Source organism: Paracoccus sp. J56, from assembly GCF_019633685.1.
Classification (GTDB): domain Bacteria; phylum Pseudomonadota; class Alphaproteobacteria; order Rhodobacterales; family Rhodobacteraceae; genus Paracoccus; species Paracoccus kondratievae.
Genome location: NZ_JAFL01000002.1, coordinates 74,832 through 99,258 on the forward strand (window position 1 = coordinate 74,832; position 24,427 = coordinate 99,258).

The 24,427-nt window shown below is 62.5% G+C and carries 22 protein-coding genes and 2 tRNA genes; 12 read left to right on the forward strand and 12 right to left on the reverse strand.

Annotation, left to right across the window (positions count from 1 at the left end):
• The first annotated feature begins 122 nt into the window (after window positions 1–122).
• Complete coding sequence (locus M511_RS01855; protein WP_085501211.1) at window positions 123–1,865, forward strand: type I secretion system permease/ATPase; 1,743 nt, start codon at window positions 123–125, stop codon at window positions 1,863–1,865.
• Entirely contained in the window at window positions 1,862–3,298 is a 1,437-nt protein-coding gene (locus M511_RS01860) for an HlyD family type I secretion periplasmic adaptor subunit (protein WP_085501212.1), read from the forward strand. The genes M511_RS01855 and M511_RS01860 overlap by 4 nt, the downstream gene beginning before the upstream one ends.
• 311 nt (window positions 3,299–3,609) lie before the next feature.
• Here the strand turns inward: M511_RS01860 and argF are convergent, their stop codons facing one another.
• From argF to M511_RS01875, 3 genes are all read right to left on the reverse strand, one after another.
• Window positions 3,610–4,536, reverse strand: a complete 927-nt coding sequence (argF, locus tag M511_RS01865) for an ornithine carbamoyltransferase (RefSeq protein ID WP_010398279.1) — start codon at window positions 4,534–4,536, stop codon at window positions 3,610–3,612.
• 418 nt (window positions 4,537–4,954) lie between these two features.
• Window positions 4,955–6,127, reverse strand: a complete 1,173-nt coding sequence (locus M511_RS01870) for an aspartate aminotransferase family protein (RefSeq protein ID WP_010398281.1) — start codon at window positions 6,125–6,127, stop codon at window positions 4,955–4,957.
• Between the two features lie 172 nt (window positions 6,128–6,299).
• Window positions 6,300–7,133 (reverse strand): ABC transporter permease, encoded by an 834-nt coding sequence (locus M511_RS01875; RefSeq protein WP_050804202.1) that lies wholly within the window; start codon window positions 7,131–7,133, stop codon window positions 6,300–6,302.
• Window positions 7,134–7,263: 130 nt separating this feature from the next.
• Here M511_RS01875 and M511_RS01880 point away from each other — a divergent pair, with 130 nt between their 5' ends.
• The 7 genes from M511_RS01880 (at window position 7,264) to M511_RS01910 (ending at window position 14,009) form a co-directional block, all read left to right on the forward strand.
• A complete protein-coding gene (locus M511_RS01880) occupies window positions 7,264–7,866 on the forward strand; it encodes a GcrA family cell cycle regulator (protein ID WP_085501213.1) in 603 nt (200 codons plus the stop codon).
• Window positions 7,867–8,313, forward strand: coding sequence for an NUDIX hydrolase (locus tag M511_RS01885; RefSeq protein WP_085501214.1), 447 nt, complete (start codon window positions 7,867–7,869; stop codon window positions 8,311–8,313). It abuts the gene before it with no gap.
• Between the two features lie 77 nt (window positions 8,314–8,390).
• Window positions 8,391–10,109 (forward strand): methionine--tRNA ligase, encoded by a 1,719-nt coding sequence (gene metG, locus M511_RS01890; protein WP_085501215.1) that lies wholly within the window; start codon window positions 8,391–8,393, stop codon window positions 10,107–10,109.
• 216 nt (window positions 10,110–10,325) lie between these two features.
• The gene (locus M511_RS01895) at window positions 10,326–12,467 is read left to right on the forward strand and encodes a TonB-dependent receptor domain-containing protein (RefSeq protein WP_085501216.1); all 2,142 of its coding nucleotides are present in this window, start codon (window positions 10,326–10,328) and stop codon (window positions 12,465–12,467) included.
• Between the two features lie 94 nt (window positions 12,468–12,561).
• Window positions 12,562–13,482, forward strand: coding sequence for an arginase (rocF, locus tag M511_RS01900; RefSeq protein WP_085501217.1), 921 nt, complete (start codon window positions 12,562–12,564; stop codon window positions 13,480–13,482).
• A gap of 57 nt (window positions 13,483–13,539) precedes the next feature.
• A tRNA-Leu gene (locus M511_RS01905) sits at window positions 13,540–13,624 on the forward strand.
• Window positions 13,625–13,748: 124 nt separating this feature from the next.
• Entirely contained in the window at window positions 13,749–14,009 is a 261-nt protein-coding gene (locus tag M511_RS01910) for a hypothetical protein (RefSeq protein WP_085501218.1), read from the forward strand.
• A 4-nt stretch (window positions 14,010–14,013) separates the two neighbouring features.
• Here M511_RS01910 and M511_RS01915 read toward each other — a convergent pair.
• The 4 genes from M511_RS01915 to pdxH all read right to left on the reverse strand — a co-directional run bounded on the left by M511_RS01915 (window position 14,014) and on the right by pdxH (window position 16,042).
• A tRNA-Pro gene (locus tag M511_RS01915) sits at window positions 14,014–14,090 on the reverse strand.
• A 74-nt stretch (window positions 14,091–14,164) separates the two neighbouring features.
• A complete protein-coding gene (locus tag M511_RS01920; protein WP_309297703.1) occupies window positions 14,165–14,539 on the reverse strand; it encodes a DUF192 domain-containing protein in 375 nt (124 codons plus the stop codon).
• Between the two features lie 116 nt (window positions 14,540–14,655).
• Window positions 14,656–15,249: a cold-shock protein gene (locus M511_RS01925; RefSeq protein WP_010392683.1), complete on the reverse strand. Its 594-nt coding sequence runs from the start codon at window positions 15,247–15,249 to the stop codon at window positions 14,656–14,658.
• 130 nt (window positions 15,250–15,379) lie between these two features.
• Window positions 15,380–16,042 carry a pyridoxamine 5'-phosphate oxidase gene (gene pdxH, locus M511_RS01930; protein ID WP_010392684.1) on the reverse strand — a complete coding sequence of 221 codons (663 nt, stop codon included), beginning with the start codon at window positions 16,040–16,042 and terminating at the stop codon, window positions 15,380–15,382.
• An 83-nt stretch (window positions 16,043–16,125) separates the two neighbouring features.
• Here pdxH and fabI point away from each other — a divergent pair, with 83 nt between their 5' ends.
• From fabI to gpt, 3 genes are read left to right on the forward strand one after another with little or no spacing between them, the layout of a single operon-like run.
• Window positions 16,126–16,953 (forward strand): enoyl-ACP reductase FabI, encoded by an 828-nt coding sequence (fabI, locus tag M511_RS01935; protein ID WP_029371364.1) that lies wholly within the window; start codon window positions 16,126–16,128, stop codon window positions 16,951–16,953.
• Window positions 16,954–16,962: 9 nt separating this feature from the next.
• Complete coding sequence (locus tag M511_RS01940) at window positions 16,963–17,565, forward strand: LysE family translocator (protein ID WP_085501220.1); 603 nt, start codon at window positions 16,963–16,965, stop codon at window positions 17,563–17,565.
• Window positions 17,566–17,574: 9 nt separating this feature from the next.
• On the forward strand, window positions 17,575–18,072 hold the full coding sequence (gpt, locus tag M511_RS01945; RefSeq protein ID WP_010392691.1) for a xanthine phosphoribosyltransferase: 498 nt from the start codon (window positions 17,575–17,577) through the stop codon (window positions 18,070–18,072).
• Between the two features lie 64 nt (window positions 18,073–18,136).
• Here the strand turns inward: gpt and map are convergent, their stop codons facing one another.
• From map to M511_RS01970, 5 genes are all read right to left on the reverse strand, one after another.
• Window positions 18,137–18,886, reverse strand: coding sequence for a type I methionyl aminopeptidase (gene map, locus M511_RS01950; RefSeq protein WP_010392693.1), 750 nt, complete (start codon window positions 18,884–18,886; stop codon window positions 18,137–18,139).
• Window positions 18,887–18,932: 46 nt separating this feature from the next.
• The gene (trpE, locus tag M511_RS01955; protein ID WP_085501221.1) at window positions 18,933–20,435 is read right to left on the reverse strand and encodes an anthranilate synthase component I; all 1,503 of its coding nucleotides are present in this window, start codon (window positions 20,433–20,435) and stop codon (window positions 18,933–18,935) included.
• Window positions 20,435–22,414: a peptidylprolyl isomerase gene (locus M511_RS01960; protein ID WP_085501222.1), complete on the reverse strand. Its 1,980-nt coding sequence runs from the start codon at window positions 22,412–22,414 to the stop codon at window positions 20,435–20,437. Before M511_RS01960 ends, trpE begins: the two co-directional genes overlap by 1 nt.
• 126 nt (window positions 22,415–22,540) lie before the next feature.
• Window positions 22,541–23,716 (reverse strand): aminotransferase, encoded by a 1,176-nt coding sequence (locus M511_RS01965; RefSeq protein ID WP_085501223.1) that lies wholly within the window; start codon window positions 23,714–23,716, stop codon window positions 22,541–22,543.
• A 4-nt stretch (window positions 23,717–23,720) separates the two neighbouring features.
• The gene (locus M511_RS01970) at window positions 23,721–24,395 is read right to left on the reverse strand and encodes a hypothetical protein (protein ID WP_085501224.1); all 675 of its coding nucleotides are present in this window, start codon (window positions 24,393–24,395) and stop codon (window positions 23,721–23,723) included.
• Between the last annotated feature and the right edge of the window lie 32 nt (window positions 24,396–24,427).

Here is a 24,427-nt window from a genome sequence, read left to right on the forward strand (position 1 = left end):
TCTGGTGAACAGTGGCGATTCGAACGGTGATGGTTTAGGGGCATGTATTGCCGTTGCGCTTTGGGATATGCGCTGGAACAATTCCGGGCAAGCCCGGTCAGGTTAACGAGGAAAGGACGAGCATGGCCTTGCCGCCGATGCGACATGATGGCGGGCGCGAGCTAAAGACTGCCCGGGCGATGGCATGGCAGCTTTATGGCGCCGTCGGCCTGTTTTCTTTCGCAGTGAACATGCTGATGCTGACCGGACCGCTCTTCATGATGCAGGTCTATGACCGGGTACTTGCCAGTCGTTCGGTCGAAACGCTGACAGCGCTGTTTCTGCTGGTGACCTTTCTGTTCACCCTTATGGGGGTGCTGGACCTCGCCCGGAACCGGATCATGGCCCGTATCGCTGCCCGTTTTCAGGAACGGATGGAGGGGCGCGTCTTTACCGCCGCCTTGCAGGACGGTCAGGCCGTCGGTTCTGATGTCGTCGTGCGCGGCGGGATGCGTGATCTTGAGGCCGTACAGAAAATGATCGCCTCGCCGGTTCTGATGGCGCTGTTCGACCTGCCTTGGGCCCCGTTCTTTCTGGCGGCGGTATTTCTGTTTCACCCGCTGCTTGGGGCTGTCGCGACTGCGGGTATGGTAATTCTGATCGCATCAACCCTGCTGAACCAATGGCTTAGCCGCGATTCCCTGCAGCAAGCCGCCATCGCCAGCCATTCGGCCGAACGCATGTCTGACCTTTATCGCGATGAGGGTGAGGTCATCAGCTCACTCGGCATGCGCGGCGCGGCTTTCCGGCGCTGGCAGGCCGCACGCGACAAGGCGACCGAGGCGACGATGCGCTCCAGCGACCGCGCTTCGGGCTTTACGGTATTTTCGCGCACCTTCCGGCTGTTTCTGCAAAGCGCCCTTTTGGCGGCCGGCGCATGGCTGGTCCTGCAACAAGAGGTAACACCCGGCGCGATGATCGCCTCATCTATCCTGATGGGCCGGGCGCTGGCCCCGATCGAGCAGGTGGTTGGCAGCTGGTCGATCGTCCAGCGCGCCCAAGATGGATGGAGGCGGCTGAGCGAACTGCTTTCGCGCCGCCCACCGCCTGCGCAACGCACCCCCCTGCCCAAACCAGAGGCGCGGCTTGAGGTTCGCAATCTCACTGTTGTGCCCCCCGGCCAAGGCATGGCGACCCTGCGTGGTGTCAGTTTCGACCTTGGACCCGGTCAGGCACTTGGCGTGATCGGCCCTTCGGGTGCTGGCAAGTCCACACTGGCGCGCGCACTTATCAGCGCATGGCCCATTGCCTCTGGCTCGATCCGGCTGGGTGGCGCGACCCTCGATCAATATGACCCGGATGTGCTGGGGGGGCTGATCGGCTATCTGCCCCAACAGGTGACCTTGTTTGATGGCACGATTGCGGAAAATATCGCCCGCCTTTCGCCCGAGCCTGACCCCGAGCGCATTGTTGCCGCCGCTATGGCCGCTGCCGCGCATCAGATGATCCTTGATTTGCCGCAGGGTTATGACACACGGGTCAGTCAGACCGGCGGGCGCCTGTCCGGAGGACAGATCCAGCGCATCGGGCTGGCGCGCGCGCTCTATGCCGATCCGGTGATCTTTGTGTTGGACGAACCTAACTCCAACCTCGACAACGAAGGCTCAACCGCACTGAACATTGCAATCCGCAATATCAAGGCGCGCGGAGGCTCAGTGATCATCATGGCCCACCGCCCAGCCGCGATCACGGAATGTGAACTGCTGCTGGTAATGGATCAGGGCCTGCGCCGTGGTTTTGGCCCGCGCGATGAGGTCCTGAAATCGCTGGTCAAGAATGCGGAACAAATCGCCCGCGCCCAGGGCCATGGCGGAGGCGTGACATGACGAACCCAGATCAATTGGACCAGGCCCCGGCAGAGCGCCCAGCCGCAACCCCGGCGGCACCACAACCCGAGCCGCTCCAGTCGAAATTCCACGCTCGTCCGACGCCAACACCGTCGCCACAGCCCCTTGCTGCGCGGTCCCGACCGGAATGGTCAGCGCGCGGGCCGGTAGTCCTGGGGTTGGTCGCCATGCTGGTTCTGGTCGGCGGCTTTGGTCTTTGGGCCTGGGGAGCTCGTATAGCCGGCGCCGTCGTCGCCCCCGGACAGGTCGAAGTTGAACAGCGCCGGCAGGTTGTCCAGCATCCTGATGGTGGTGTGGTCACGGAAATCCTGATCCATGACGGCGAAAACGTGACTGCCGGCCAACCGCTGATCCGGCTTGACGGCACATTGCTCGACACCGAACTCGCCATCGTCGAAGGTCAGTATTTCGAGATCCTCGCCCGCCGCGGCCGGCTTGAGGCCGAGCGTGCCGACCGCGAGAATATCGAGTTTCCACAGGAACTGATCGAGACAGCTGCGAAACATCCCCAACTGAAAACCATGATGGAGGGGCAGACCAGCCTGTTCCGTGCCCGGCTTGACACTCTTCGGCAGTCCATTGGCCAGTTGGCCAAGCAGGCAGAACAGGTGCAGTCGCAGATCGGCGGCGTCGATGCGCAGATGGAGGCATTGAAGCAGCAGCGAAGCTTTATCGAACAGGAATTGCGCGACCAGCGGTCTCTGCTGGAAAAGGGTCTGGCCCAGGCCCCCCGGGTTCTGGCACTGGAACGCGAGGCGGCCCGTCTGGATGGCATGTTGGGTGAGACGACGGCCGCCCGGGCCCGCGCTGTCACCCAGCTGGCCGAAATCGACCTGTCACGGCTGGAGAAAAGTGCCTCCCGTCGCGAAGAGGCCGAAACCGAGCTGCGCGAACTTGGCTATCGTGAGCTGGAGTTGGCTGAGCGGAGAAGATCGCTGATCGAACGCATCTCGCGACTGGAAATCCGCGCCCCGGTATCGGGGGTGGTGCAGGAACTGCAGGTTACCACACCGCGCTCGGTCATCCGTCCGGCTGATCCGATCTTGTTCATTATCCCTCAGGACCGGCCGTTGGTGGTCGCCGCGCGTATCGCCACCATCAACATCGACGAGGTCCACCCCGGACAAAAGGTGGTGCTGCGCTTTTCGTCCTTTTCGTCGCGCACCACGCCCGAGATTGATGGTACGCTAAGCCGCGTCTCACCCGATACGCTGGTCGATCAGGCAACCCATATCCCCTATTACCGGGCCGAGGTGACTATCCCGGCAAGCGAGGTCGAAAAACTTGGGGAGCTGGCGCTAATCCCCGGCATGCCGGTCGAGGTCTATGTCCAGACCGGCGAGCGCAGCCCGCTGGCCTATCTGATCAAACCACTGTCGGATTATTTCACCCGCGCGTTCCGCGAGAACTGATCTTTCAGAATAACAAACTGTTGCGCGCCCCGATGCCCGGCAAACGCAACAGCAGGCACCGGACGTAACAGACCCTGCGTTACGCAGGCTTTGCTTTCTTCGCCTTAAAGTCGCAAGCCTGAGAAAGTGCTGGAAATGCGCAGCAGACAGAGAGGCTGACGGCGCCTGCAAGCAGGTCGATGACCAGAAGGAACCCGGAGAGGCCAATAAGAAAAAGCGGTTGGCGCTCAGCCACTCACGCAGGCGCTTACGATAAAAAATTAAGCCGGCACGAAGCAACGTGCCGGCGATGTTTTCAAAGCGAAGACGGCTTAGACGCCGAGACACCAGCGCATGACGGCTTTTTGTGCGTGCAGGCGGTTCTCGGCCTCATCGAAGATGACCGAGTTCGGCCCGTCCATCACCGCGCTGGTTACCTCATCGTCACGATGGGCAGGCAGGCAATGCATGAACAGGGCACCGGGCTTGGCAAGCCCCATCAGCGCTTCGTTGACCTGATAAGGGCGCAGCTGATTGTGCCGCCGCTCGCGGGCCGATTGCGGATCGTGCATGGACACCCACGTATCTGTCACCACCAGATCGGCCCCCTCGACCGCCTTGGCGGGATCACGTTCGATTGCGACCTGCACACCTTGGGCGCGGGCAAAATCCACGGCCTCACGCTCGGGGTCAAGCGTGGGAGGACCAGTAAAGACAAAATCATAGCCAAACTGTCCGGCGGCATGGATCATCGAGCAGCAGACATTGTTGCCATCGCCCGACCAGACCACCTTGCGGCCCGCGATCGGGCCGCGATGTTCTTCGAAGGTCATCACATCGGCCATGATCTGGCAGGGATGGGTGCGGTTCGTCAGCCCGTTGATGACCGGCACGCTGGCATGTTCGGCCATCTCAAGCAGGGTCGCCTCTTCAAATGTACGGATCATGATCAGATCGACATAACGCGACAGCACACGGGCGGTATCGGCGATGGTCTCGCCATGGCCAAGCTGCATTTCTTTGCCCGACAGCACCATGGTCTGGCCGCCCATCTGGCGCACACCAAGATCAAAGCTGACCCGGGTGCGGGTCGATGGCTTTTCAAAGATCAGCGCGACCATACGGTTTTTGAGCGGCTGTTCGGCATCGGGCGCCCCTTTGGGCAGGCCGTTGCGCGCGTCCTTCATCCGGCGCGCATTGTCGATCATGCCGCGCAACTCTGCCTTATCGGTGGTGTGGATGTCGAGGAAACTATTCATCTGAGTGTCTTTCGGATTGATCCGGCAAGCAAGCCGCTTTGCCAAAGCGAGGTCAAGGGCCAAGGTCCGCTGCCGCTGCGAAAATCCGGCGCGAAACGTAACACCGCTTCATCGGTGCCGGGTCATGACACGGGCAAGCGTACCATCTGCCCGCGGGCGCAACGTCGGCGCCAGACCGCCCAGCAGGGACCGGCCGTCAGCACCGCCCCCAGCGGCAGGCGCACCAGCGCAAGGTCCGAAAGAAAGAATATGGTTCACCAATGCCCCATATGCCCCGGGATGCGGGGCGGGACAGCGACGGGCCGACAGGCTGGGAATGGGGCGGGCCGGGGCCGCCCGGGATTTATGCACGTCACAAGGGTGCGACCGATCCGCCCACAGGGGCAGATCGGCAAATCTCAGCGGCTGAGGGCCGAGCCTATCCATCAAGCCGCCCGGCAGCACGATCCAGCCGTGCAACCGCCTCGGCGATCTCTTCGTCCGAGATGTTCAGCGGCGGCAAGAGGCGCACGGTGTTATCGGCCGCGCCAACGGTCAAAAGATGTTCAGCGTAGCCTGCGTTGACCAGATCGGCGGGGGCAACCTTGCATTTCAGCCCCAGCATCAGACCCTGACCGCGCACAGCCTCAAAAACTCCGGGATGGGCGGCGATCAGCCCTTCGAGCTTTTGCCGCAGCAGCGCGCCCTTGCGGTTTACCCCGGCCAGAAACTCGGGCTGGGCAATGATCTGCATGACGCGCACCCCGACCGCACAGGCCAGCGGGTTGCCACCATAGGTCGAGCCATGGGTGCCCGCCGCCATACCCGAGGCCGCCTTTTCAGTCGCAACCACCGCGCCCAGCGGAAAGCCACCACCGATACCCTTGGCAACCATCATGATGTCGGGCGTGATACCCGCCCATTCATGGGCAAACAGCCGGCCGGTCCGGCCCATGCCCGACTGGACCTCATCCAGCACCAAAAGTGCACCGGTCTGATCGCAAAGCCCGCGAATCAGGCGCAGATCGGCATCGGGCAGCGGCCGGATGCCACCTTCGCCCTGAACCGGCTCCAGCATGACGGCGGCAGTGCGGTCAGAGATGGCGGCCTTCAGCGCCTCCATGTCCCCCCAGGGCAACTGGCGGAAACCGGGCATCAGCGGACCGAACCCCTTAACCATCTTTTCCGATCCCGCAGCGGCGATGGCACCGGTCGAACGGCCGTGAAAGGCGCCCTCAAAGGTCAGGATCTCGTACCGGTCGGGATCGCCTTGCTCGGACCAGTATTTGCGCACCATCTTGATTGCCAGCTCCGCCGCCTCGGTGCCCGAATTGGTGATGAAGGCGGTGTCGGCAAAGGTGTGCTCGACCAGCAGATCGGCCAGCTGTTCCTGCTGGGGAATGTTGTAAAGGTTCGAGACATGCCAGATGCGCCCGGCCTGCTCGGTCAGGGCAGAAACCAGATCAGGGTTGGCATGGCCGAGCGAGTTCACGGCGATGCCCGCGCCAAGATCCAGATATCGGGTCCCGTCCGTCGCAATGGCCCATGTGCCCTCGCCTCTTTCAAAGGCGATTGGCGCGCGGTTATAGGTCGGCAGGACGTGCGAAATCATGGAGTTACCCTCTCTGGGAACGGCCGCGTGGCGGCACCATGGCTGACGAAAATGCAGAAAGGCAGGCGTGATCGTGCGTTGACAGCGTCAACGTCGGGGACGGGCAATATGAGCGGTCCATGCGATCATGCCCGTCGCATAGCGCGGAAGCGCGCGCCGTGCAACGAAGATTTCAAGGCTTCATCCGATAGCCTGTCGCAAGCCAGCGCCATGCGGTGAACAGAACCGCCGCCACGGTCAGCCCACAGATCAGCAGCCCGCGCAGCACCGGCGCATCCGACACACCGGCGATGCCGTAACGCGCCCCGTCGATCAGGTAAAAGATCGGGTTCCAATGGGCCAGCACCCGGAAAGGCTGGGGCAGCACCTGCACCGAATAAAATGTGCCCGACAGAAACGACAGCGGCGTCACGATGAAATTGGTAATCGCAGCCATATGGTCGAACTTCTGCGCGACGATCCCGCCCAGCAGGCCAAGCCCCCCCATGAGCAAGGCGCCAAGGATCACAAAGACCAGCGCCCAAACCGGATGGGCAATCCCCTGCCCGATTACCAGCGCCATGCCTATTGCGATGGCTGTGGCGACGATCAGGGCACGCATCACCGCCCCGATCAGATAACCGGCCAGGATCTCACCCGCCGAGAGGGGCGGCATAAGCGTATCGACGATATTTCCCTGCATCTTGGCCGAGATGATGCTCGACGACGTGTTGGCGAATGCGTTCTGGATCACCGTCATCATCAGGATCCCGGGTCCCAGAAAGGCAAGATAGGGCAACCCCATCACCTCGCCCCGGTTGCGCCCCAGCGCCAGCGCAAAGACGATCACGAACAGGGCCGATGTCATCAGCGGCGCAAATATGGTCTGCTGCCAGACGCTCATGAAGCGCATGACTTCGCGTCGGCTTAGTGTATAAAGGCCCAGCCAGTTCACCCGGCCAAAGCGCCGCACACCCATCTGGCGAAATTCCGGGGGCGTTCCGGAGGATGTCGGGATCGTTTGCATCGGCGCTCCTTGAATTCGCGGGCTTGTGTGGGTAAATCTGGCTATCCCCGGATTTAAGGCCGGGTCTTGCGGAATTGAAGCCACTAGCACGAAGGGCACCGGAAAGCACCCGGTGCAGGAAAGGCAAGCCATGTCCTGGACCGACGAGCGCGTCGAGACGTTGAAACGCATGTGGGCCGAGGGCCAGTCGGCCAGCCAGATCGCCAAGGAGCTGGGCGGCGTGACCCGTAACGCGGTGATTGGCAAGGTGCACCGCCTTGGCCTGTCGAACCGTAATGAAGAAAGCCCCGAGCCCGCACCCGAAGCTGCGGCCAAGCCTGCCGCCCCCACTGCCGCCGCACCCGAGCCGAAACCGGCGCCTGCACCCGCGGCCGCCCCGGCGCCGAAACCCGCGGCTGCTGCGCCTGCCGCTGAGCCCGCGCCCGCACCTGCGCAGCCGGCAAGCTTTAACCGCCGGCCTATCGTGCCGGCTGGGCAGCCGCTGCCGCCCCAGCCCTCGGCCAATGAAATCAGCCCCGAAACGCTGGCCAGCGTGCGCGAGGTTGAAAAGCGTGCCCGCAAGCTGAGCTTGATGGAGCTGACCGAGCGGACCTGCAAATGGCCGATCGGCGACCCGGCGACCGACAAGTTCTGGTTCTGCGGCCTGCCGACCGTGGCCGGAAAACCCTATTGCGAGGCGCATGTCAGCGTCGCATTCCAGCCGATGAGCGCGCGGCGCGACCGCAGGCGCTAAGTGGCCCATTTCCCCAGACTTGCCGCATTGGCGGTGACGCTGGACGGCGTCGGCGATACGGCGCGGGCGCTGCTGGTTCAGCGGCGTAACCCGCCTGACGCCGGGTTATGGGGTTTTCCGGGTGGCCATGTCGAGCCGGGCGAAACCGCGCTTGAGGCCGCCGCCCGCGAACTGGCCGAGGAAACAGGGGTCATCGGCCGCCCGCTTTCCTATCTCGAAAATATCGACGTGATCGAGCGTAACGGCGACGGTTCGTTGCGCTTTCACTTTCTGCTGACAGCAGTGCTATGCGACTATATTTCGGGTGAGCCGCTGGCAGCGGATGACGCGGCGGACGCACGCTGGGTGCCGGTTGCCGATATCCTCGCCGCGCAGCTGCCGCTAAGCGCAAGCGTGCCCGAGGTGGTCCGCAAGGCGCTTGCCCTATGGTCGGAAAGAACGCGTTGATCCGGGGATTGCCGAGGCTCTGGCCTTCGCGCCCACTGCTGGATAAAGAAACCCGAGGAACCTAACAGGACCCGATCATGGCGCGGCATCTCATTACTTCGGCGATCCCCTACATCAACGGGATCAAGCACCTCGGCAACCTCGTCGGCTCGCAGCTTCCCGCGGACCTCTATGCCCGTTACCTGCGGGGACGTGGGCATGAGGTGATGTTCATCTGCGCCACGGACGAGCATGGGACGCCTGCCGAACTGGCAGCCGCCAAGGCCGGGAAGCCGATCGCCGAATATTGCGCCGAAATGCACGAGATTCAGGCCGAGATCGCCCGTAACTTTGGCCTGTCCCTTGACCATTTTGGCCGCTCTTCCAGCCAGCGCAACCATGTGCTGACCCAGCATTTCGCCGGCAAGCTGGACGAAAACGGATATATCTCGGAGGTCGAGGAACGTCAGGTCTATTCGATTGACGACGGTCGTTTTCTGCCCGACCGCTATATCGAAGGCACCTGCCCCAACTGCGGCTATGACAAGGCCCGCGGCGACCAGTGCGAGAACTGCACCAAGCAGCTTGACCCGACCGACCTGATCAACCCGCGCTCGGCCATTTCGGGCTCAACCAATCTGGAAGTGCGGGCAACCAAGCATCTTTATCTGCGCCAGCGTTCACTCCGGGATCAGATTTCGGCCTGGATCGACAGCAAGACTGACTGGCCGATTCTGACCACCTCGATTGCCCGGAAATGGCTGAACGACGGCGACGGCTTGCAGGACCGTGGGATCACCCGCGACCTGGACTGGGGCATCCCGGTCAAGAAAGGCGACAAGCCCTGGCCAGGGATGGAGGGTAAGGTCTTCTACGTCTGGTTCGACGCGCCGATCGAATATATCGCCGCGACAGCCGAAGGCACGGATAAGCGGGGCGAACCTGACAGCGCATGGCGCCGCTGGTGGCGTCTGGACGAGGGCGCCGATGACGTGACCTATACCCAGTTCATGGGAAAGGATAACGTGCCCTTCCACACCCTCTCCTTCCCGGCGACGATCATCGGTTCGGGCGAGCCGTGGAAGCTTGTCGATTATATCAAGAGCTTCAACTATCTGACCTATGACGGCGGCCAGTTCTCGACCAGTCAGGGACGCGGCGTGTTCATGGATCAGGCGTTGTCGATCCTGCCCGCCGATTACTGGCGCTGGTGGCTGTTGTCCCATGCGCCCGAATCGGGGGACAGCGAATTCACCTGGGACAATTTCCAGCAGTCGGTGAACAAGGACCTGGCCGATGTGCTGGGCAATTTCGTCAGCCGCATCACCAAGTTCTGTCGCAGCAAATTCGGCGAAACCATCCCCGAAGGCGGCAGCTACGGCCCCGAGGAAGAGGCGCTGATTGAGGCGCTGACCACCCGGATCCGCGCCTATGAAGGATTCATGGATCATATCGAGATCCGCAAATCGGCAGCCGAGCTGCGCGCGATCTGGGTCCTTGGCAACGAGTATCTGCAATCGGCGGCCCCTTGGTCCACCTTCAAGACCGACCCCGGAAAAGCCGCAATGCAGGTGCGTCTGGGGCTGAACCTGATCCGGCTTTACGCGGTCCTTTCGGCGCCCTTCATTCCCTTCGCCTCGGAGGCGATGCTGGAGGCGATGCACACCGACAACCGCAACTGGCCCGATAACGTCCGTGCCGCGCTTGAGGCCCTGCCCGCAGGCCATGCGTTTACCGTGCCAGAGGTGCTTTTTGCCAAGATCAGCGACGAAAACCGCGATGAATGGCAAGAGCGGTTCAAGGGCATCCGCGACTGATCAAAGAGGCACGCTACGGTGATCGGGACAAGGTTGCGGCAAATAACCTAGTAAATTTGTCGCATTTCTGCCACAGACATTTTGCAGACAGAACTATACCCTTGTCCCGCTTGCCCGGGACTGATTAACCGCCCGTCAGCGACCCAGGCATCGGCGCTCCCTCTCGTCCGGTCGACCAAGGCAGAAATCCATCTTTTCTGTTGTCGAGAGGTGACCATGCCTTCCCCATCCTTGCCCCATCCAGCCCGCACTCGCGGGCACCGCAGCCTGCGCACGGCGCTGCTGTCACTTCCGGCGCTATGCGCCCCGGCGCTTGCGCTGGCCCAGGAACAAAATGCCGATGTCGTCGTTCTGGACAGCATCGTCATCACTGCTGCGGGCTTTGAACAGAACATCAAAGAGGCCCCGGCCAGCATTTCGGTCATCACCTCCGAAGAACTGAAAAAGGGCAGTTTCACCAGCCTGACCGATGCTCTGAAAGAGGTGCAGGGGGTTGTCACCACCGGGGTCGCCAACGAAACCGATATCTATATCCGCGGCCTGCCGGGCCAGTACACCCTGATCCTCGTGGACGGAAAGCGCCAGACCACCCGCGATGCGCGCGTGAACGGCAACTCGGGCTTTGAGCAGAGCTTTATCCCGCCGATCGCAGCCATTGAGCGGATCGAGATCGTGCGCGGCCCGATGTCCTCGCTTTACGGTTCGGACGCCATGGGTGGGGTGATCAACATCATCACCAAACCGGTCGCCGATACCTGGACCGGCTCGATCACGGCCGAGACCGTCATTCAGGACGAAAAGGGCTTTGAAAACAGCCAGCAAACCTCGTTCTACGCCTCTGGTCCGCTGATCGCGAATACGCTGGGCCTGCAAGTCTGGGGCCGCAAGTTCGATCAGGACGCCTCGTCGATCTCGGGCGGACCCGGCGGCTCGGACGACTATGACCTGGGCGCCCGTCTGACCTGGCATGTGAACGACCAGAACCAGGTCCTGCTTGAAGCCGGGCGGACCCGGATCAGTGCCGAGGATTACGGCGATCTGGGCTATCGCGACCATGATCGGGATCACTGGTCGCTGACCCATAAAGGTGATTACGGGGATCTGAGCACCGAGTTCAGCTTTTCGCAGGAGGTGGGCGAACGCACAACTTACAGCCGCGCGACCCCCGACGCCGCATTCACGCGCAACCTGCGGTCCCCCGAGGTGCGCAACACGGTTCTTGACGCCAAGGCGACCCGCAGCCTGTCCTGGAATGGCGAGCATCGGCTGACCTTTGGCGGCCAGTTCCTGCGCACCGATATTACCGACCAGAACCCCGGAGCGACGGCGCCCGGCGCCACGCCACGGGATGAAAAGTTCCGCGGCGATGAATGGTCATTGTATGTCGAGGATGAATGGCGCATGCGCGATGATTTCGCGCTGACGCTGGGCCTGCGTTATACCAATAACGAATTCTACGGCGGTCATATTGCCCCGCGGATCTATGGCGTCTGGAATGCGACCGAAAACCTGACCGTCAAAGGCGGTATCTCGACAGGCTACAAGACGCCTGAACTGCGTTCGATTATTCCGGGCTATGCCTATACCAGTGGTGGCGCGGGCTGTGCCAGCAATACCCCGCCCTCTTGCGCGGTTATCCTTGGCAACCCGGATCTGAAGCCGGAAAAAACACTGAACTTTGAATTGGCTGCCGTTTATGAGGCGGATACATTCACGGTCAGCGCCACGGCCTTCCACACGAAGTTCGAAGACAAGCTGCAACAAAGAAGCCTTGGCCGCGACACCAATGGCGATGGCATCCTTGACGAATACGATTACTGGACGGACGGTCCGCAATATGTCGGCTCGGACGGACAGCTATATTACCGGCGCATTATCCAGAACTTCAACGTCGACGAGGCCGAAATCTCGGGCGTGGAATTGGCTGGCGACTGGAACATCACCCCGGACCTGTCGGCGCGCGCCTCATATACCTATACCAAATCCGAGCAAAAGACCGGCGACTTTGCGGGCTTCCCGCTGGCGCGCACGCCTGAACATATGGCCAGCCTGCGCTTTGACTGGGTAACCCCGGTCGAGGGGCTGGATACCTGGCTGTCGGCCAATTACCACGGCTCGGAAATCGCCTCGGGCCTGCGTATCGGCAGCAATGGCCGCGAGGTGGAAATCAACGGTCAAAAAGGGCGCAAATATTCGCCTTATACCACCGTCGATATTGGCGCGAACTACCAGCTGACCGAGACGGCAGCCCTGAATGCCGCCGTCTATAATGTTTTCAACGAAGAGGTCCGCGAAAGCGACTTCAACACGGTGCTGGAAGGCCGTCGTCTGTGGTTGGGTCTGACCGCGAGCTTCTGATCCATCTTTCCTGACAAGTCTTGTGCCCGGCTGTGGACTTTCCACCGCCGGGCATGTTCTTTTCAGAGGGTACAAGACAGGAGAAGAAGCGCGCATGACCCATTGCATCCTGATCGGCGCCCCGGTGGACGAGGGGCAACGGCGACCCGGCTGCCTGATGGGACCGGCGGCCTATCGCGTGGCCGGTCTGGCCGCGACGCTTGAGGATCTGGGCCATACTGTCGAGGATCGTGGCGACCTGGCACCGGCCCCCGGCCGACACCAGACCTGCGCCAACCCCGCCGTCCATCACCTGCCCGAGGTCATCGCCTGGACCGAGGCCCTGCAGGCCGCAGGCGCTGCCGCAATGAACGAGGGGATGCCGATCTTTCTGGGCGGCGACCATGCGCTGGCGCTTGGCACGCTGGCCGGGGTTGCGTCACATGCGCAGGCAAAGGGGCGGCCGCAATTCGTACTATGGCTGGACGCGCATAGCGATTTTCACACGCCCGAGACGACCTCTTCGGGGAACCTTCACGGCACGCCTCTGGCCTATGCCTCGGGACGGGCTGGGTTCGATCCATTTCCACCATTCCCTGTGCCGATTCCCGGTCACAACATCTGCATGTTTGGCATCCGCAGCGTGGACGGCGCCGAATCCGCCGCCTTGCGTGAAACGGATATCATCGTCAACGACATGCGCGTGCTGGACGAGCGTGGCATCATCGCCCCCTTGCGCGAATTCCTTGACCGCGTCCGGGCCGAGAACGGGCTTTTGCATGTCAGCCTGGACGTCGATTTCCTTGACCCGTCGATCGCGCCCGCAGTCGGCACCACGGTTCCCGGCGGCACCACCTTCCGCGAGGCGCATCTGGTGTGTGAGCTATTGCATGAAAGCGGGCTGATGACCTCGCTGGACCTTGTCGAGCTGAATCCGTTTCTGGACGAACGTGGCCGCACCGCCAAGCTGATGGTCGATCTGGTTGGCTCGCTGATGGGGCGCAAGGTTTTCGACCGCCCGACCCGCAGTTATTGAGAGCGCAAGCAGCTACTCTTGCCAATTCCCGCCGCGCCCGGTAGCCAGCGTTCTGGCGCGGGCGTGGCGGAATGGTAGACGCATGGGACTTAAACTCCCTGGGGCGTAGCCCGTGCGGGTTCAAGTCCCGCCGCCCGCACCATCTTCAGTAAAAATCAGCCGAAAACGAACCGCTTGAGGCGCTGTCGCCTGACCCAAGCCCCGTGCCGACAGCGAATCAGCCCCTAAGCGGGAGCAAAAGCGCATGCCATCAGCCCTGGCGCTTTATGTTTGCTCAGAATCATTTTCAAAGCCTGTCGGAAAAAGTGATGATGGTCGGGGTGACACGCTTACTCGAAGCCGGGGCCGAACTGAAGGAAATCGCGACCCATATGGGCTGGTCGATCAAACACGTGACCGAAGTGATTAAGCGCCATGTGGCGCTATTACCCAGCATGACGGATGGCTGGCTGAGAAGTTGCAGCGAGCCGAATCCAGAACAAAACTGCAAATCGCAGTGCACACCAGCCATGGTGAAATATAGCTAAGTGATGGTCGGGGCGAGAGGATTCGAACCTCCGGCCTACGGTACCCAAAACCGTCGCGCTACCAGGCTGCGCTACGCCCCGGACCTCAGCCAGCTGTCTAGCCGCTGACTGCGCCGGGGGAAAGGGGGAAAACGACCGCGAGACCGGTAACCAGCCTAGTCACAGGGCGATAGCGCCGCCTCTTGCGGCAGACGAGGGTGGGACAGCGCCATGCCGGGGCGAATACCCAGCCGGGCCGCGTCACCGCCCGGTACCTCAAGTACCATCAGCCGTTCTGGCGCGACATCTCCGGGTGCAGCGCCTGGAATCGATGTCTCGTCCAATGGCCGCGCCATCGTGTGGACATGGCGGACCTCTCCACGCGCATCAATAAAGATCATGTCGAGAGGGATAAGGGTATTACGCATCCAGAAACTGACCGGTTGCGGTGTTTCATAGATAAACAGCATACCCTTGCCGCGCTGCAGCTCGCGGCGAAACATCAGACCTTGCGCCCGCGTTTCGGGGGTGTCGGCGATTTCAACCGACACCTCGACCACCCCATCCTGACCCTGAAACAGGGCCCGGTCGGGGTTGCATGAGGCCGCGAGGACCGGAGACTGATTTGTAACAAGAAAAGCTAGAACAACCGTTACGGCCCGTAACTTCATACCGCGCTCGCGACCAGCCGCAATTTAGCGAGCGCGGCCGCTCCCCCCGGTTGCGACTGCCGGGCTTCGATTGCTGCTCTTTCCCAGGAAAGGATTTGCGCGGCCATCATCCCCCTACGTCCATCTACAACACGCAGAGCGATTGCCTCACCCACCGCCAGGTCGGAAAAGCCCGAATGGCGCAAGACCTCGATGTGCAAAAAGACATCGGCCTTTTCAGCGAAAATATTGGCAAAGCCAAAACCTTTGGCTTTATCGAACCATTTCACCCGTGCGGGCAAAAGCGGTAGGCATGCGATCTCGTCGGGCGTGGCCGAGCACAGATCGGCAATAGCGGGCATTGGTTCGCTGGCAGGCGGCGTGATCTCCAGCACCTCGATTGCCTGCATGCCGCGCGGCGTCTTCTGGACTACGGCCACGACATGAGCACCCTCAGCAACCGAGCTCTGACCGAAGTTCCTCAACACATTGGCATGAAGAAGAATGTCGGAGCCACCTTCAGGGTCGGTCAGAAAACCAAAGCCCTTACTGCCATCAAACCATTTCACGACGCCCGCGATCTTGCGCTGTTGTTCGTCGTTTTCTTCCATGTCGTCCTGTCACCTGTTTGAAAACCAGAAACAACCCGAACTCCGGTCCTGCTTCCTTCGACCAGAACTAGGCGAAGGTGAATCCAGATTGGTCAGGTTTTCCATACCATGGATAAATCCTGCCCGCTCATCAAGGGCTAAGACGGCAAACTTGCCAGAAACTTTGCGTAATATCCTGCCCGGCTGCATTCAATTCCCTGTTTTCGCCGTCAGAATCGCATCTTATCCAACGAAACCGGTCATGCAGACGAAACGCGCCGTCTGCCCAGAATTCGATCTCAACCGGCCTGATACGGTATCCACCCCAATGCGGAGGGCGTGAAGGATTAAGGCCAAGGCTGATTCCCAGCCGTGCGACCTCGGCCATCAACGTGGCCCGGCTGGCAAGCGGACGGCTTTGATGCGATGCCCAGGCGCCAATCCGCGATTGCAGGGGACGCGAAGCATAATAGGCGTCTGCCACCTCGCCTTCGACCCGGGTGACATGACCACGAACCCGGATCTGGCGGCGCAGGGATTTCCAGTGCAAAACCAGCGCAGCAACGCCCGTCGCCTCGATCTGGCTGCCCTTGGCGCTTTCGTAATTGGTATAAAATACGAAAGAGCCATCCGCCGCCGCACCTTCGATATCTTTTAACAGGACCATGCGCACATCGGGCAAACCCGCGTCATCGACAGTGGCCAAAGCCATGGCATTAGGGTCGTTCGGCTCGGTTTTCCCGGCCTCGGCCAGCCAGCGGCGGGCTATGGCAAAAGGGTCGTCTCCGGCGAAAATTCCATTGCGATCGCTCATGGCTGCCTGCTTACCAACACTTGATGCCTCTCGGTAGTTGTCCTAATCCTGCCCGGAATCGAAGAAGCGCGAGGGACAGCATCATGTCAAGTGACGGCGGTATGGGGCTGATGAAAGGTCGCCGCGGCCTTATCATGGGCTTGGCAAACGACAAATCCATCGCGTGGGGCATAGCCAAGACGCTGGCGGATCACGGGGCCGAGCTGGCCTTTTCATATCAGGGCGAGGCGCTCAGGCGCCGGGTCGAGCCGCTGGCCGCACAAGTCGGGTCCGATTTTCTGGCCGAATGCGATGTGTCGAACGAAGATTCGATTGACGCATTGTTCACCACCCTGCAGCAGCGCTGGGACAGCATCGACTTTATCGTTCATGCCATCGGATTTTCCGACAAGGAACAGCTGCGCGGCCGCTATGCGGATACTACCCGCGACAATTTCCTGATGACGATGGACATTTCGGTCTATTCCTTCACCGCTGTGGCGCGCCGCGCCGCCGCGATGATGCCGAATGGCGGCTCGATGCTGACGCTGACCTATTACGGGGCCGAGCGTGTGATGCCGCATTACAATGTCATGGGCGTCGCCAAGGCCGCGCTTGAGGCATCGGTGCGTTATCTGGCCGAGGATTTCGGCAAGGATGGCATCCGCGTCAACTCGATCTCGGCAGGTCCGATCAAAACCCTCGCCGCCTCGGGTATCGGTGATTTCCGCTATATCCTTAAATGGAATGAGCTGAACTCGCCCCTGCGCCGCAATGTCAGCCAGGAAGAGGTCGGCCGTTCGGCACTTTACCTGCTGTCCGATCTTGGCTCGGGCGTGACCGGCGAAACCCATCACGTCGATGCAGGCTATCACATCGTCGGCATGAAGGCGGTGGACGCGCCCGATATCGCAACGGCGAAAAAGGACTGATTTTCGCTGATGAGCGCCGAACAGTTCCTTGCTCTGATCTCGGCGCTGTCACTGGCGATTCTGACACCCGGCCCGGCGATCATCGCCACCGTGCAGACTGCTTTTGCCCATGGCCGTAGCCGCGCCCTGCCATATGCGCTGGGGCTGGCTACGGGCGCTTCGCTGTGGTGTCTGTTCGCCTTGGCGGGGCTGGCAGTGCTGTTCAGACTGCACCCGACACTGTTTTCGGCACTCAAGTTCTTTGGCGGGCTGTATCTGCTCTGGTTCGCCTGGGGGCTGTGGCGTGCCTCGACCGGGCCGCTGCCCGATGCGGCCGGTGGGGCGACGAAAGGTTTCTGGGGCGGGATCGCGCTTAATCTTTCGAATCCCAAACCAGCACTGTTTTACGCCTCGCTGATTCTGTCGGTCTTTCCCGAGCCGATGCAGATCAGCCGTCAGGCGCTGATTTACCTTGTCTGTCTGGCAACCGAGCTGTTCTGGTACGCGCTGGTTGCGGTTCTGATGTCGACAGGGGGTATGCGGTCGCGCTATTTTGCAGCGAAATTCTGGATCGACCGGACGGCCGGTGTCGCCATGGCGCTGCTGGGTCTGTTACTGATCGTCAATCTTTAAGGAGCTTGCATGACCGATCGCCTGCCCCATGAACGCGGCTTTCACATCAGCTGGGACCAGATCCACCGTGACGCGCGCGCGCTGGCCTGGCGGCTTGAGGACCGGAACTGGCGCGCCATCCTTGCCATCACCCGTGGCGGGCTGGTGCCTGCGATGATCGTCGCGCGGGAACTTGATGTCCGGGTCATCGACACGATCTCGGTCAAGTCCTATCGCGGCAAGGGCGGGCAAGAGCGGGGCGAGGTTCAGGTACTCAAGGCCCCTGATCCTGCGGTCATGCAGGACGGCGACGGTATTCTGGTCGTGGACGATCTGGTCGATTCCGGCCGCACGCTGGAACATGTACGCACCATGTATCCCAAGGCGCATTTCGCCACGGTCTATGCCAAGCCCAAAGGCCGGCCGATGGTTCAGACCTATGTGACCGAGGTCAGCCAGGACACCTGGATCTTCTTCCCCTGGGACATGGCGCTGCAATACGTCCAGCCTTATCGCGGCGAAGATTAATCAGACGCTTCGTGGCCGCGCATAGCCTGATGTGCGGCCACAGCGCGGATCAGCACCCCCGCGCTTAACCCGGCATCGTGACGACGATAGCGCCCCGGTCGGTTGCGACCACAGTATGTTCGTATTGCACAACCGCTGCGCGGGGCTCGCTGTAAAGCGTCCAGCCATCTTCGCCTTCGGTTGCCCACATCCCTCCCATCGACAGAAACGGCTCGACAGTCAGCACAAGACCCTTGTCGATGTGACGGCGGTCACCACGCGTCGGCCAGGTCGCAATCTCGCCCGGTTCTTCGTGCAGCGCCCGGCCAATGCCGTGACTGGCCAGGTTGCGGATCAGTGTATAGCCCCGGCTTGATGCGAACCGCCCGACCGCCTTGCCGATCCCGGCCAGCGGCTTGCCACTGCCGACTTGCTCAATGCCGATCTCCATCGCGCGCTTGCCATCCCGGCAAAGCCGCTCAAGCGAAGGGGATTTGGGCGCCACCAGAAACGAAGCACCGGTATCGGCGAAATAGCCATCCTTCGAGGCCGAGACATCAATATTGACCAGATCGCCCCGGCTGATTTCGCGGTCCCCGGGGATACCGTGAGCGATTTCCTCGTTCACGCTGATACAGGTCGTTCCGGGAAAGCCGTAGGTCGAGCGAGGGGCGGAAACCGCGCCCTCGGCCTCCAGCAACTGGCGGCCGATCTCATCCAGTTCGCGGGTGGTCATGCCGGGTTCGATCGCCCTGGCCATGGCATGCATGGTATTCGCGACGATCCTGCCGATGGCTTTCAGGCCATCCAGCTCTTCTGCCTTGGTGATCGTCATGCCCGCATACTCCTGTCATGGCACGGGACCCGTGCCCCGCGCGCCCTTAACCGTTGCCGCGCACGAAACGCGCCGCTTCCTCGGCGGCGCGGCGCAGGGCGCGGCTTTTGTTCACGGTCTCCATGAACTCGGCCTCGGGGTCGCTGTCATAGACGACACCGCCACCCGCCTGAATGTAAAGCTGGCCGTCCTTGATCACCCCGGTACGCAGGGCGATACACATGTCCATCTCGCCATTGGCAGCGAAATACCCTACGCCCCCGGCATAGACTCCGCGCTTTTCCGGCTCAAGCTCGTCGATGATCTCCATCGCGCGGACCTTTGGCGCGCCCGAGACGGTGCCTGCCGGCATCCCCGCCAGCAGCGCCGACAACGCATCCTCACCTTCGCGCAATTCACCAACTACATTCGAGACAATATGCATCACATGCGAATAACGCTCGACGATGAACTGTTCCGTCGGGGTGACGGTACCCATCTTGGCCACCCGGCCAACGTCGTTGCGGCCAAGGTCCAGCAGCATCAGATGCTCGGCCAGCTCTTTCTGATCGGCAAGCAGATCAGCCTCAAGCGCGCGATCCTCGTCAGCGGTCGCGCCGCGCGGGCGGGTGCCGGCGATGGGGCGGATCGTGACCTGCCCCTCGCGCAGCCGCACGAGGATCTCGGGCGAGGCGCCGACGATCTGGAACCCGCCAAAGTTCAGATAGAACATAAAGGGCGACGGGTTGGTGCGCCGCAACGCGCGGTACAGCGCAAAGGGCGGCAGCGGGAAATCCATCGCCCAGCGTTGCGAGGGCACGACCTGAAAGATGTCGCCCGCGCGGATATACTCCCTGGCCTTTTCGACCGCTGCCAGATAACCCTCGCGCGTGAAGTTCGAGCGCAGCTCGCCCACCTGCAGGTCCTGTCCCAGCGCGCGCGACTCGTTTGGCTGACGGTCAAGGGCGCGCAGCGCCTCCATCACCCGTTCGGCGGCCTGCGCATAGGCGGCACGGGCGGGTGTCTCGGGGTCATGCCAGGCCGGAGCGCAAAGCAGCACCTCGCCCTTGACCCCATCAAGCACCGCTACGACCGAAGGCCGCATCATCATCGCATCGGGCAGCCCCAGCGGGTCGGGGTTCACATCCGGCAACCGCTCGACCAGCCGGATCATGTCATAGCCGAGATAGCCGAAAAGCCCGGCCGCGCCCGCAGGTACACCCTCGGGCATCTTCATGCGGCTGTCCGCGATCAGGGCCCGCAGACTGTCAAGCGCCGGGCGGTCGTCAGTGACGAATTCATCCGAATAGCGGGCATTGCGGTTGATACGTGCCTTGCCGTCGCGGCATTCCCAGATCAGGTCGGGCTTCATCCCTACAAAGGAATAACGCCCCCGCACCTCGCCGCCGGTGACGCTTTCCAGCATAAAGGAATTGGGCGCCGCCTCGGCCAGCTTCAGCATCAGGCTGACCGGCGTATCCAGATCAGCGGCAAGCCGGATGGTCAGAAGCTGGTTACGGCCCTCGGCCCAGCCGCGTTCAAACGCCGCGAAATCAGGAGAGATATCCATTACTGGACCTGTGCGTTCACCGCTTCGACGGCGGTCTGGTTCACGGTGGCCCCGCCCTGGGCCTGCAGGGCACGGGTGAAGTAGTCAAAGACATCCTGGCGCAGCGAATCCGTCAGCCGGGCGTCAATGGTGTCGCGGATCTGGGCCGCCTCGTCACCTTCGGTCGCGGCAGGATGGATCTTGTCAAGCGTGACAAGGAACACCCGGTTTTCGGCATCCGCGACCTCGGTCGATCCTTCTGCAGCGATCTCAAAGGCCTGGGTGACCACCTCTTGCGGCACGCCGCTGATAAAGCCGCCGCGGGCAAGGCCGGTCACGGGCGCACCGGGATCGGGCGTGGGTTTTGGCTCGGCGGTCGCGCCATTGCTGGCAACCGCCTCGGTTCCGGTCCCGGCCGCGCCGCCGCCGGTCGCAGCCGCGCCGATGGCCTGTGCGACCGGAGCGGTCGCCGCTGCCGGAGCCGGCTCAATGCCGGGTTCGGCAGCCGCCTCGGCTGCGACACGCTGCTCTTCGGCCAGTGCCAGAAGCTGCCGGTGAATCTCGTTCTGGGTCCAGTCCTCGGCCACCCGCTCACGCACCTCATCAAAGGGGATCAGCGCCGGAGGCTCGATCTTGTCCAGCCGCAGGGCAAAGACGCCGCCATCCTCGGTCTCAAAGAGTTCGGGGAAGTCTTTTTCGGTCAACTCTGCCGCGCGCTGGCGGAACTCGGGATAGGCATCAATGCCGTTTGGATCGGCCTCCGCCCCAGTGCTCCAATCGATCTGGCCAAGCTTCATCGGGGTTTCCTTGGCCATATCCTCAAGCGTGGCCCCGCCCGCCAGAAGGTCCGCGAACTCGCCCGAACGCTCCTCGATCTGACGGCGGGCGCGGTCAATGGCTGCCTCAAGGCGCAGATCGGTCCTGGCCTGTTCAAATGGGATATTCAGCGGCTCAAGAATCGCGTTCATCGAGAACAGCGCCGGCCCCAGATCCGAGCTTGCCGGGCCCGCGACACCGGGCTGATCAAGTGCAAATACCGCAGGGCCAGCCGCGCCCAGCTCAGCCTCGCTGACCTCGCCCAGATCAATATCGCCAAGGGTCAGGCCGCGCTCACCGGCCAGTTGCTCAAAGGTGATCTCGCCCCGGTCAATCCGGGCCTTCGCCTCTTCGGCAGCGGCCATGGTCGGAAAGACCAGACGTTCGACCATGCGGCGTTCGGGCTGCTGGAATTCTTCGATCCGTTCTTGATAGAGGTCGCGCAGCGCCTGTTCATCAACCTCGACCTCGCCTTCCAGCATTTCGGGAACCAGCCAGACATAGGTGATCTTGCGGATCTCGGGCGAGGTGAATTTCTCGGCATTGGCCTGATGCCAGGCTTGCAGCGTCGCATCATCCGGCGTCGCCACAGGCGCTGGCAGATCCTCGGCGGTCAGCTCGCGCCAGTGGATGTCGCGGGTCTCAAGCAGCCAGCCCTGGGTCTGGGCCACGACCGGTTGCGGGGCGCTGACCCCGGCCAAAGCAGCGTCCTGCAGGATCAGCCCGGCCATATCCATGCGCAGATCCTGTTCAAACTCGGCCTCGCGCAGTCCTTCGCTGCGCAGCCGGTCGGCGTAAAGATTGCGATCAAACCGCCCGTTCAGCCCGCGAAAGGTCGAGATATTGGCGATCTGATCGGCCACCGCCTTGTCACCGACCGAAACGCCCACCCGGTTTGCCTCGGCCTCAAGCGCAGCGGCGGTGTAAAGCCGGCCAAGTGCCGCGCGATCAAGGCCGATGGCCTTGGCCTCGACCGCCGTGATCTGGCGGCCGGCGCGGGCGGAAAAGTCCTGCATCTCGCTGCGCAGCGCACGGGCATAATCCTGGGCCGAGATCGAGACCTTGCCCACCGCGCCAATATCCGCGGTCCCGCCCGAGAAATTGGTGACGCCAAAGCCACCAAGCCCCAGAACCAGCATACCCATCAGCAACCAGACGATGGTCGATTTGCCCTTGCCACGCATCTTGTCGTCCTGCCTCGCCGATTGCCAATTCAGTCAGCGAAAGTCTTTAGGGTGACAAGGCTGCGGCGGCAAGTGCCGCGACGCCCTGCCCGGCCTCCTGGCGGTCACATTCGGGTCGGAAGGTGATCAGGGGCGAAAGCTCTCAAGCCGCCCGATCAGTGCTGCGATGCCTTCACGGTCAGCATTGGCAAATGCGATGCGGACATGGCGCGCGGCATCAGGATCGCCCTCGGGCATGAACATCGTGCCGGGCAAAAGCAGCACCCCCACCTTGTACAGCAGGCGTTGCGCCAGTTCCGGCGACGACAGGTCGTAGGGATGCTCGGCCCAGGCGAAATAGGCGCCGCAGCCCTTGATGCGCCAGCCTGACAGCTGTGCCATCCCCTCGGCCATGGCGGCGCGCCGGGCAAGAATCTCGGCCCGCTCACCCGCCAGCCAGTCGCGCAGATGGGCCATGCCCCAGGCCGCGCCGATCTGACCAATCTGGCTGGCGCAGATCGCCAGCGTATCCAGCACCTTTTCCACCTCGATCATACGGGTGGCGCTGGCGATCAACGCCCCGATGCGATGACCTGTCAGGCGATATGCTTTGGAAAAGCTGTAAAGGTGGATCAGCGTATCGCCCCAGTCGGGATCAGAGAAAAGATCATGCGGTGCGCCCTCACGCGCATCGAAATCGCGGTAGGTCTCATCCAGGATCAGCGCGAGGCCGCGCGAACGGGCCAGCTCGCAAAAGGCGCGCAAGGTCTCGGCCGGGTATTCGGCACCCGAGGGGTTGTTGGGGCTGACCAGCACAATGGCCCGGCTGCGGTCCGAAATCAGCCGCGCGGCCGCGCTGGCCTCGGGGATCATATCCGGGCCGCAATGCAGCGGCACCGCGCGGATGCCCTGCATGTCCAGCCACATCTTGTGGTTGAAGTACCAGGGCGTGGGCAGAATCACCTCATCCCCCGCGGCGGCCAGCGTCAGGATCGCTGCACAAAACGCCTGATTGCAGCCCTGGGTGATTGCAACCTGACCGGGCTGGATCGTGGCATGATAAGCACGCGACCATTCGCCCGCCACCGCCTCGCGCAGCTCGGCCCGGCCAAGGACGGGACCGTAAAGATGCGCGTCTGGCTGCTCCAGCGCCGCCTGAGCCATCGCCCGGCGCAGGGGCTCGGGCGGGGGTTCGACCGGGGCGGCCTGACTTAGATTGATCAAAGGCAGCCCGGCAGGCAGGCTAAGCCCCTCAAGCCAGCGCCGCGCCTCCATCACGGGCGGACGAAAGGTAGCGGCAAGGGCTGGGTTCAGGGGCAGCATGGGCTTATTCAGTCAGGTGCAGGGCATCGAAATCGGGCGGAAGGGACAGATCGAAACCCGATCCGGGCGCAGGCGCGGCGCGGTGTTGAGGCTCGGGATCTGAAATGGGTGGCTGCGAATCGGGATTGGCAGCAGCCTCAACCGTCGGCGGTTCGTCGGCGGGCTGGCCCGGGGCGGCAGGCGTATCGCTTGCCGGTGACGCATCGGTCGGGGGCGCGGGGGCAAACAATGCCCTTTCGGGCGCACGGTCGAGGCCCGGCACCACAACCTGACCGGGCGGCGGCACGGGAATCGGCGCCTCGCCCGCCGGTTCAGGCAGGTCGATCGGATCGGGCTCGGGCAATGCGATCTCGGGCGCGGCGGGTGCCTCGGCCGGGGTATCGGGGCGCAGGCTGACCGGATCGGCAGCCGCAGGCGCGGTCTCGTCCGCCGGACGCCCGACCTGCGGCACGGCGGGCCGTGCAGCCTCGGCGGTCAGGGGCGCCGGGGCCTCGGGTTCCATATCGCTGGCGCGTGAAAATTCCGATCCAGCCGGGACGGACAACGCCTCGACTGCGGGGCCGGGATCGGCGGCTGCCTTGGGGCGCGGAGGTTGCGGCAAGGTCAGGGACAGCGCCGCCAGCCCCGCTGCGCAGACCAGCACGCCATGAACCAGACCTGACGCAAACCCTTTTGCCATGCCCCCGCCCAGTCCTTGCCCAGTCCTTGCCC

Bases quoted from the DNA above. Each gene is read 5' to 3' on its own strand.
- M511_RS01855 (WP_085501211.1), top strand. From the start codon at position 123: ATGGCCTTGCCGCCGATGCGACATGATGGCGGGCGCGAGCTAAAGACT.
- M511_RS01860 (WP_085501212.1), top strand. From the start codon at position 1,862: ATGACGAACCCAGATCAATTGGACCAGGCCCCGGCAGAGCGCCCAGCC.
- argF (WP_010398279.1), bottom strand. From the start codon at position 4,536: ATGAATAGTTTCCTCGACATCCACACCACCGATAAGGCAGAGTTGCGC.
- M511_RS01870 (WP_010398281.1), bottom strand. From the start codon at position 6,127: ATGATTTCGCACGTCCTGCCGACCTATAACCGCGCGCCAATCGCCTTT.
- M511_RS01875 (WP_050804202.1), bottom strand. From the start codon at position 7,133: ATGCAAACGATCCCGACATCCTCCGGAACGCCCCCGGAATTTCGCCAG.
- M511_RS01880 (WP_085501213.1), top strand. From the start codon at position 7,264: ATGTCCTGGACCGACGAGCGCGTCGAGACGTTGAAACGCATGTGGGCC.
- metG (WP_085501215.1), top strand. From the start codon at position 8,391: ATGGCGCGGCATCTCATTACTTCGGCGATCCCCTACATCAACGGGATC.
- M511_RS01895 (WP_085501216.1), top strand. From the start codon at position 10,326: ATGCCTTCCCCATCCTTGCCCCATCCAGCCCGCACTCGCGGGCACCGC.
- rocF (WP_085501217.1), top strand. From the start codon at position 12,562: ATGACCCATTGCATCCTGATCGGCGCCCCGGTGGACGAGGGGCAACGG.
- M511_RS01910 (WP_085501218.1), top strand. From the start codon at position 13,749: ATGTTTGCTCAGAATCATTTTCAAAGCCTGTCGGAAAAAGTGATGATG.
- M511_RS01925 (WP_010392683.1), bottom strand. From the start codon at position 15,249: ATGGAAGAAAACGACGAACAACAGCGCAAGATCGCGGGCGTCGTGAAA.
- pdxH (WP_010392684.1), bottom strand. From the start codon at position 16,042: ATGAGCGATCGCAATGGAATTTTCGCCGGAGACGACCCTTTTGCCATA.
- fabI (WP_029371364.1), top strand. From the start codon at position 16,126: ATGTCAAGTGACGGCGGTATGGGGCTGATGAAAGGTCGCCGCGGCCTT.
- M511_RS01940 (WP_085501220.1), top strand. From the start codon at position 16,963: ATGAGCGCCGAACAGTTCCTTGCTCTGATCTCGGCGCTGTCACTGGCG.
- gpt (WP_010392691.1), top strand. From the start codon at position 17,575: ATGACCGATCGCCTGCCCCATGAACGCGGCTTTCACATCAGCTGGGAC.
- map (WP_010392693.1), bottom strand. From the start codon at position 18,886: ATGACGATCACCAAGGCAGAAGAGCTGGATGGCCTGAAAGCCATCGGC.
- trpE (WP_085501221.1), bottom strand. From the start codon at position 20,435: ATGGATATCTCTCCTGATTTCGCGGCGTTTGAACGCGGCTGGGCCGAG.
- M511_RS01960 (WP_085501222.1), bottom strand. From the start codon at position 22,414: ATGCGTGGCAAGGGCAAATCGACCATCGTCTGGTTGCTGATGGGTATG.
- M511_RS01965 (WP_085501223.1), bottom strand. From the start codon at position 23,716: ATGCTGCCCCTGAACCCAGCCCTTGCCGCTACCTTTCGTCCGCCCGTG.
- M511_RS01970 (WP_085501224.1), bottom strand. From the start codon at position 24,395: ATGGCAAAAGGGTTTGCGTCAGGTCTGGTTCATGGCGTGCTGGTCTGC.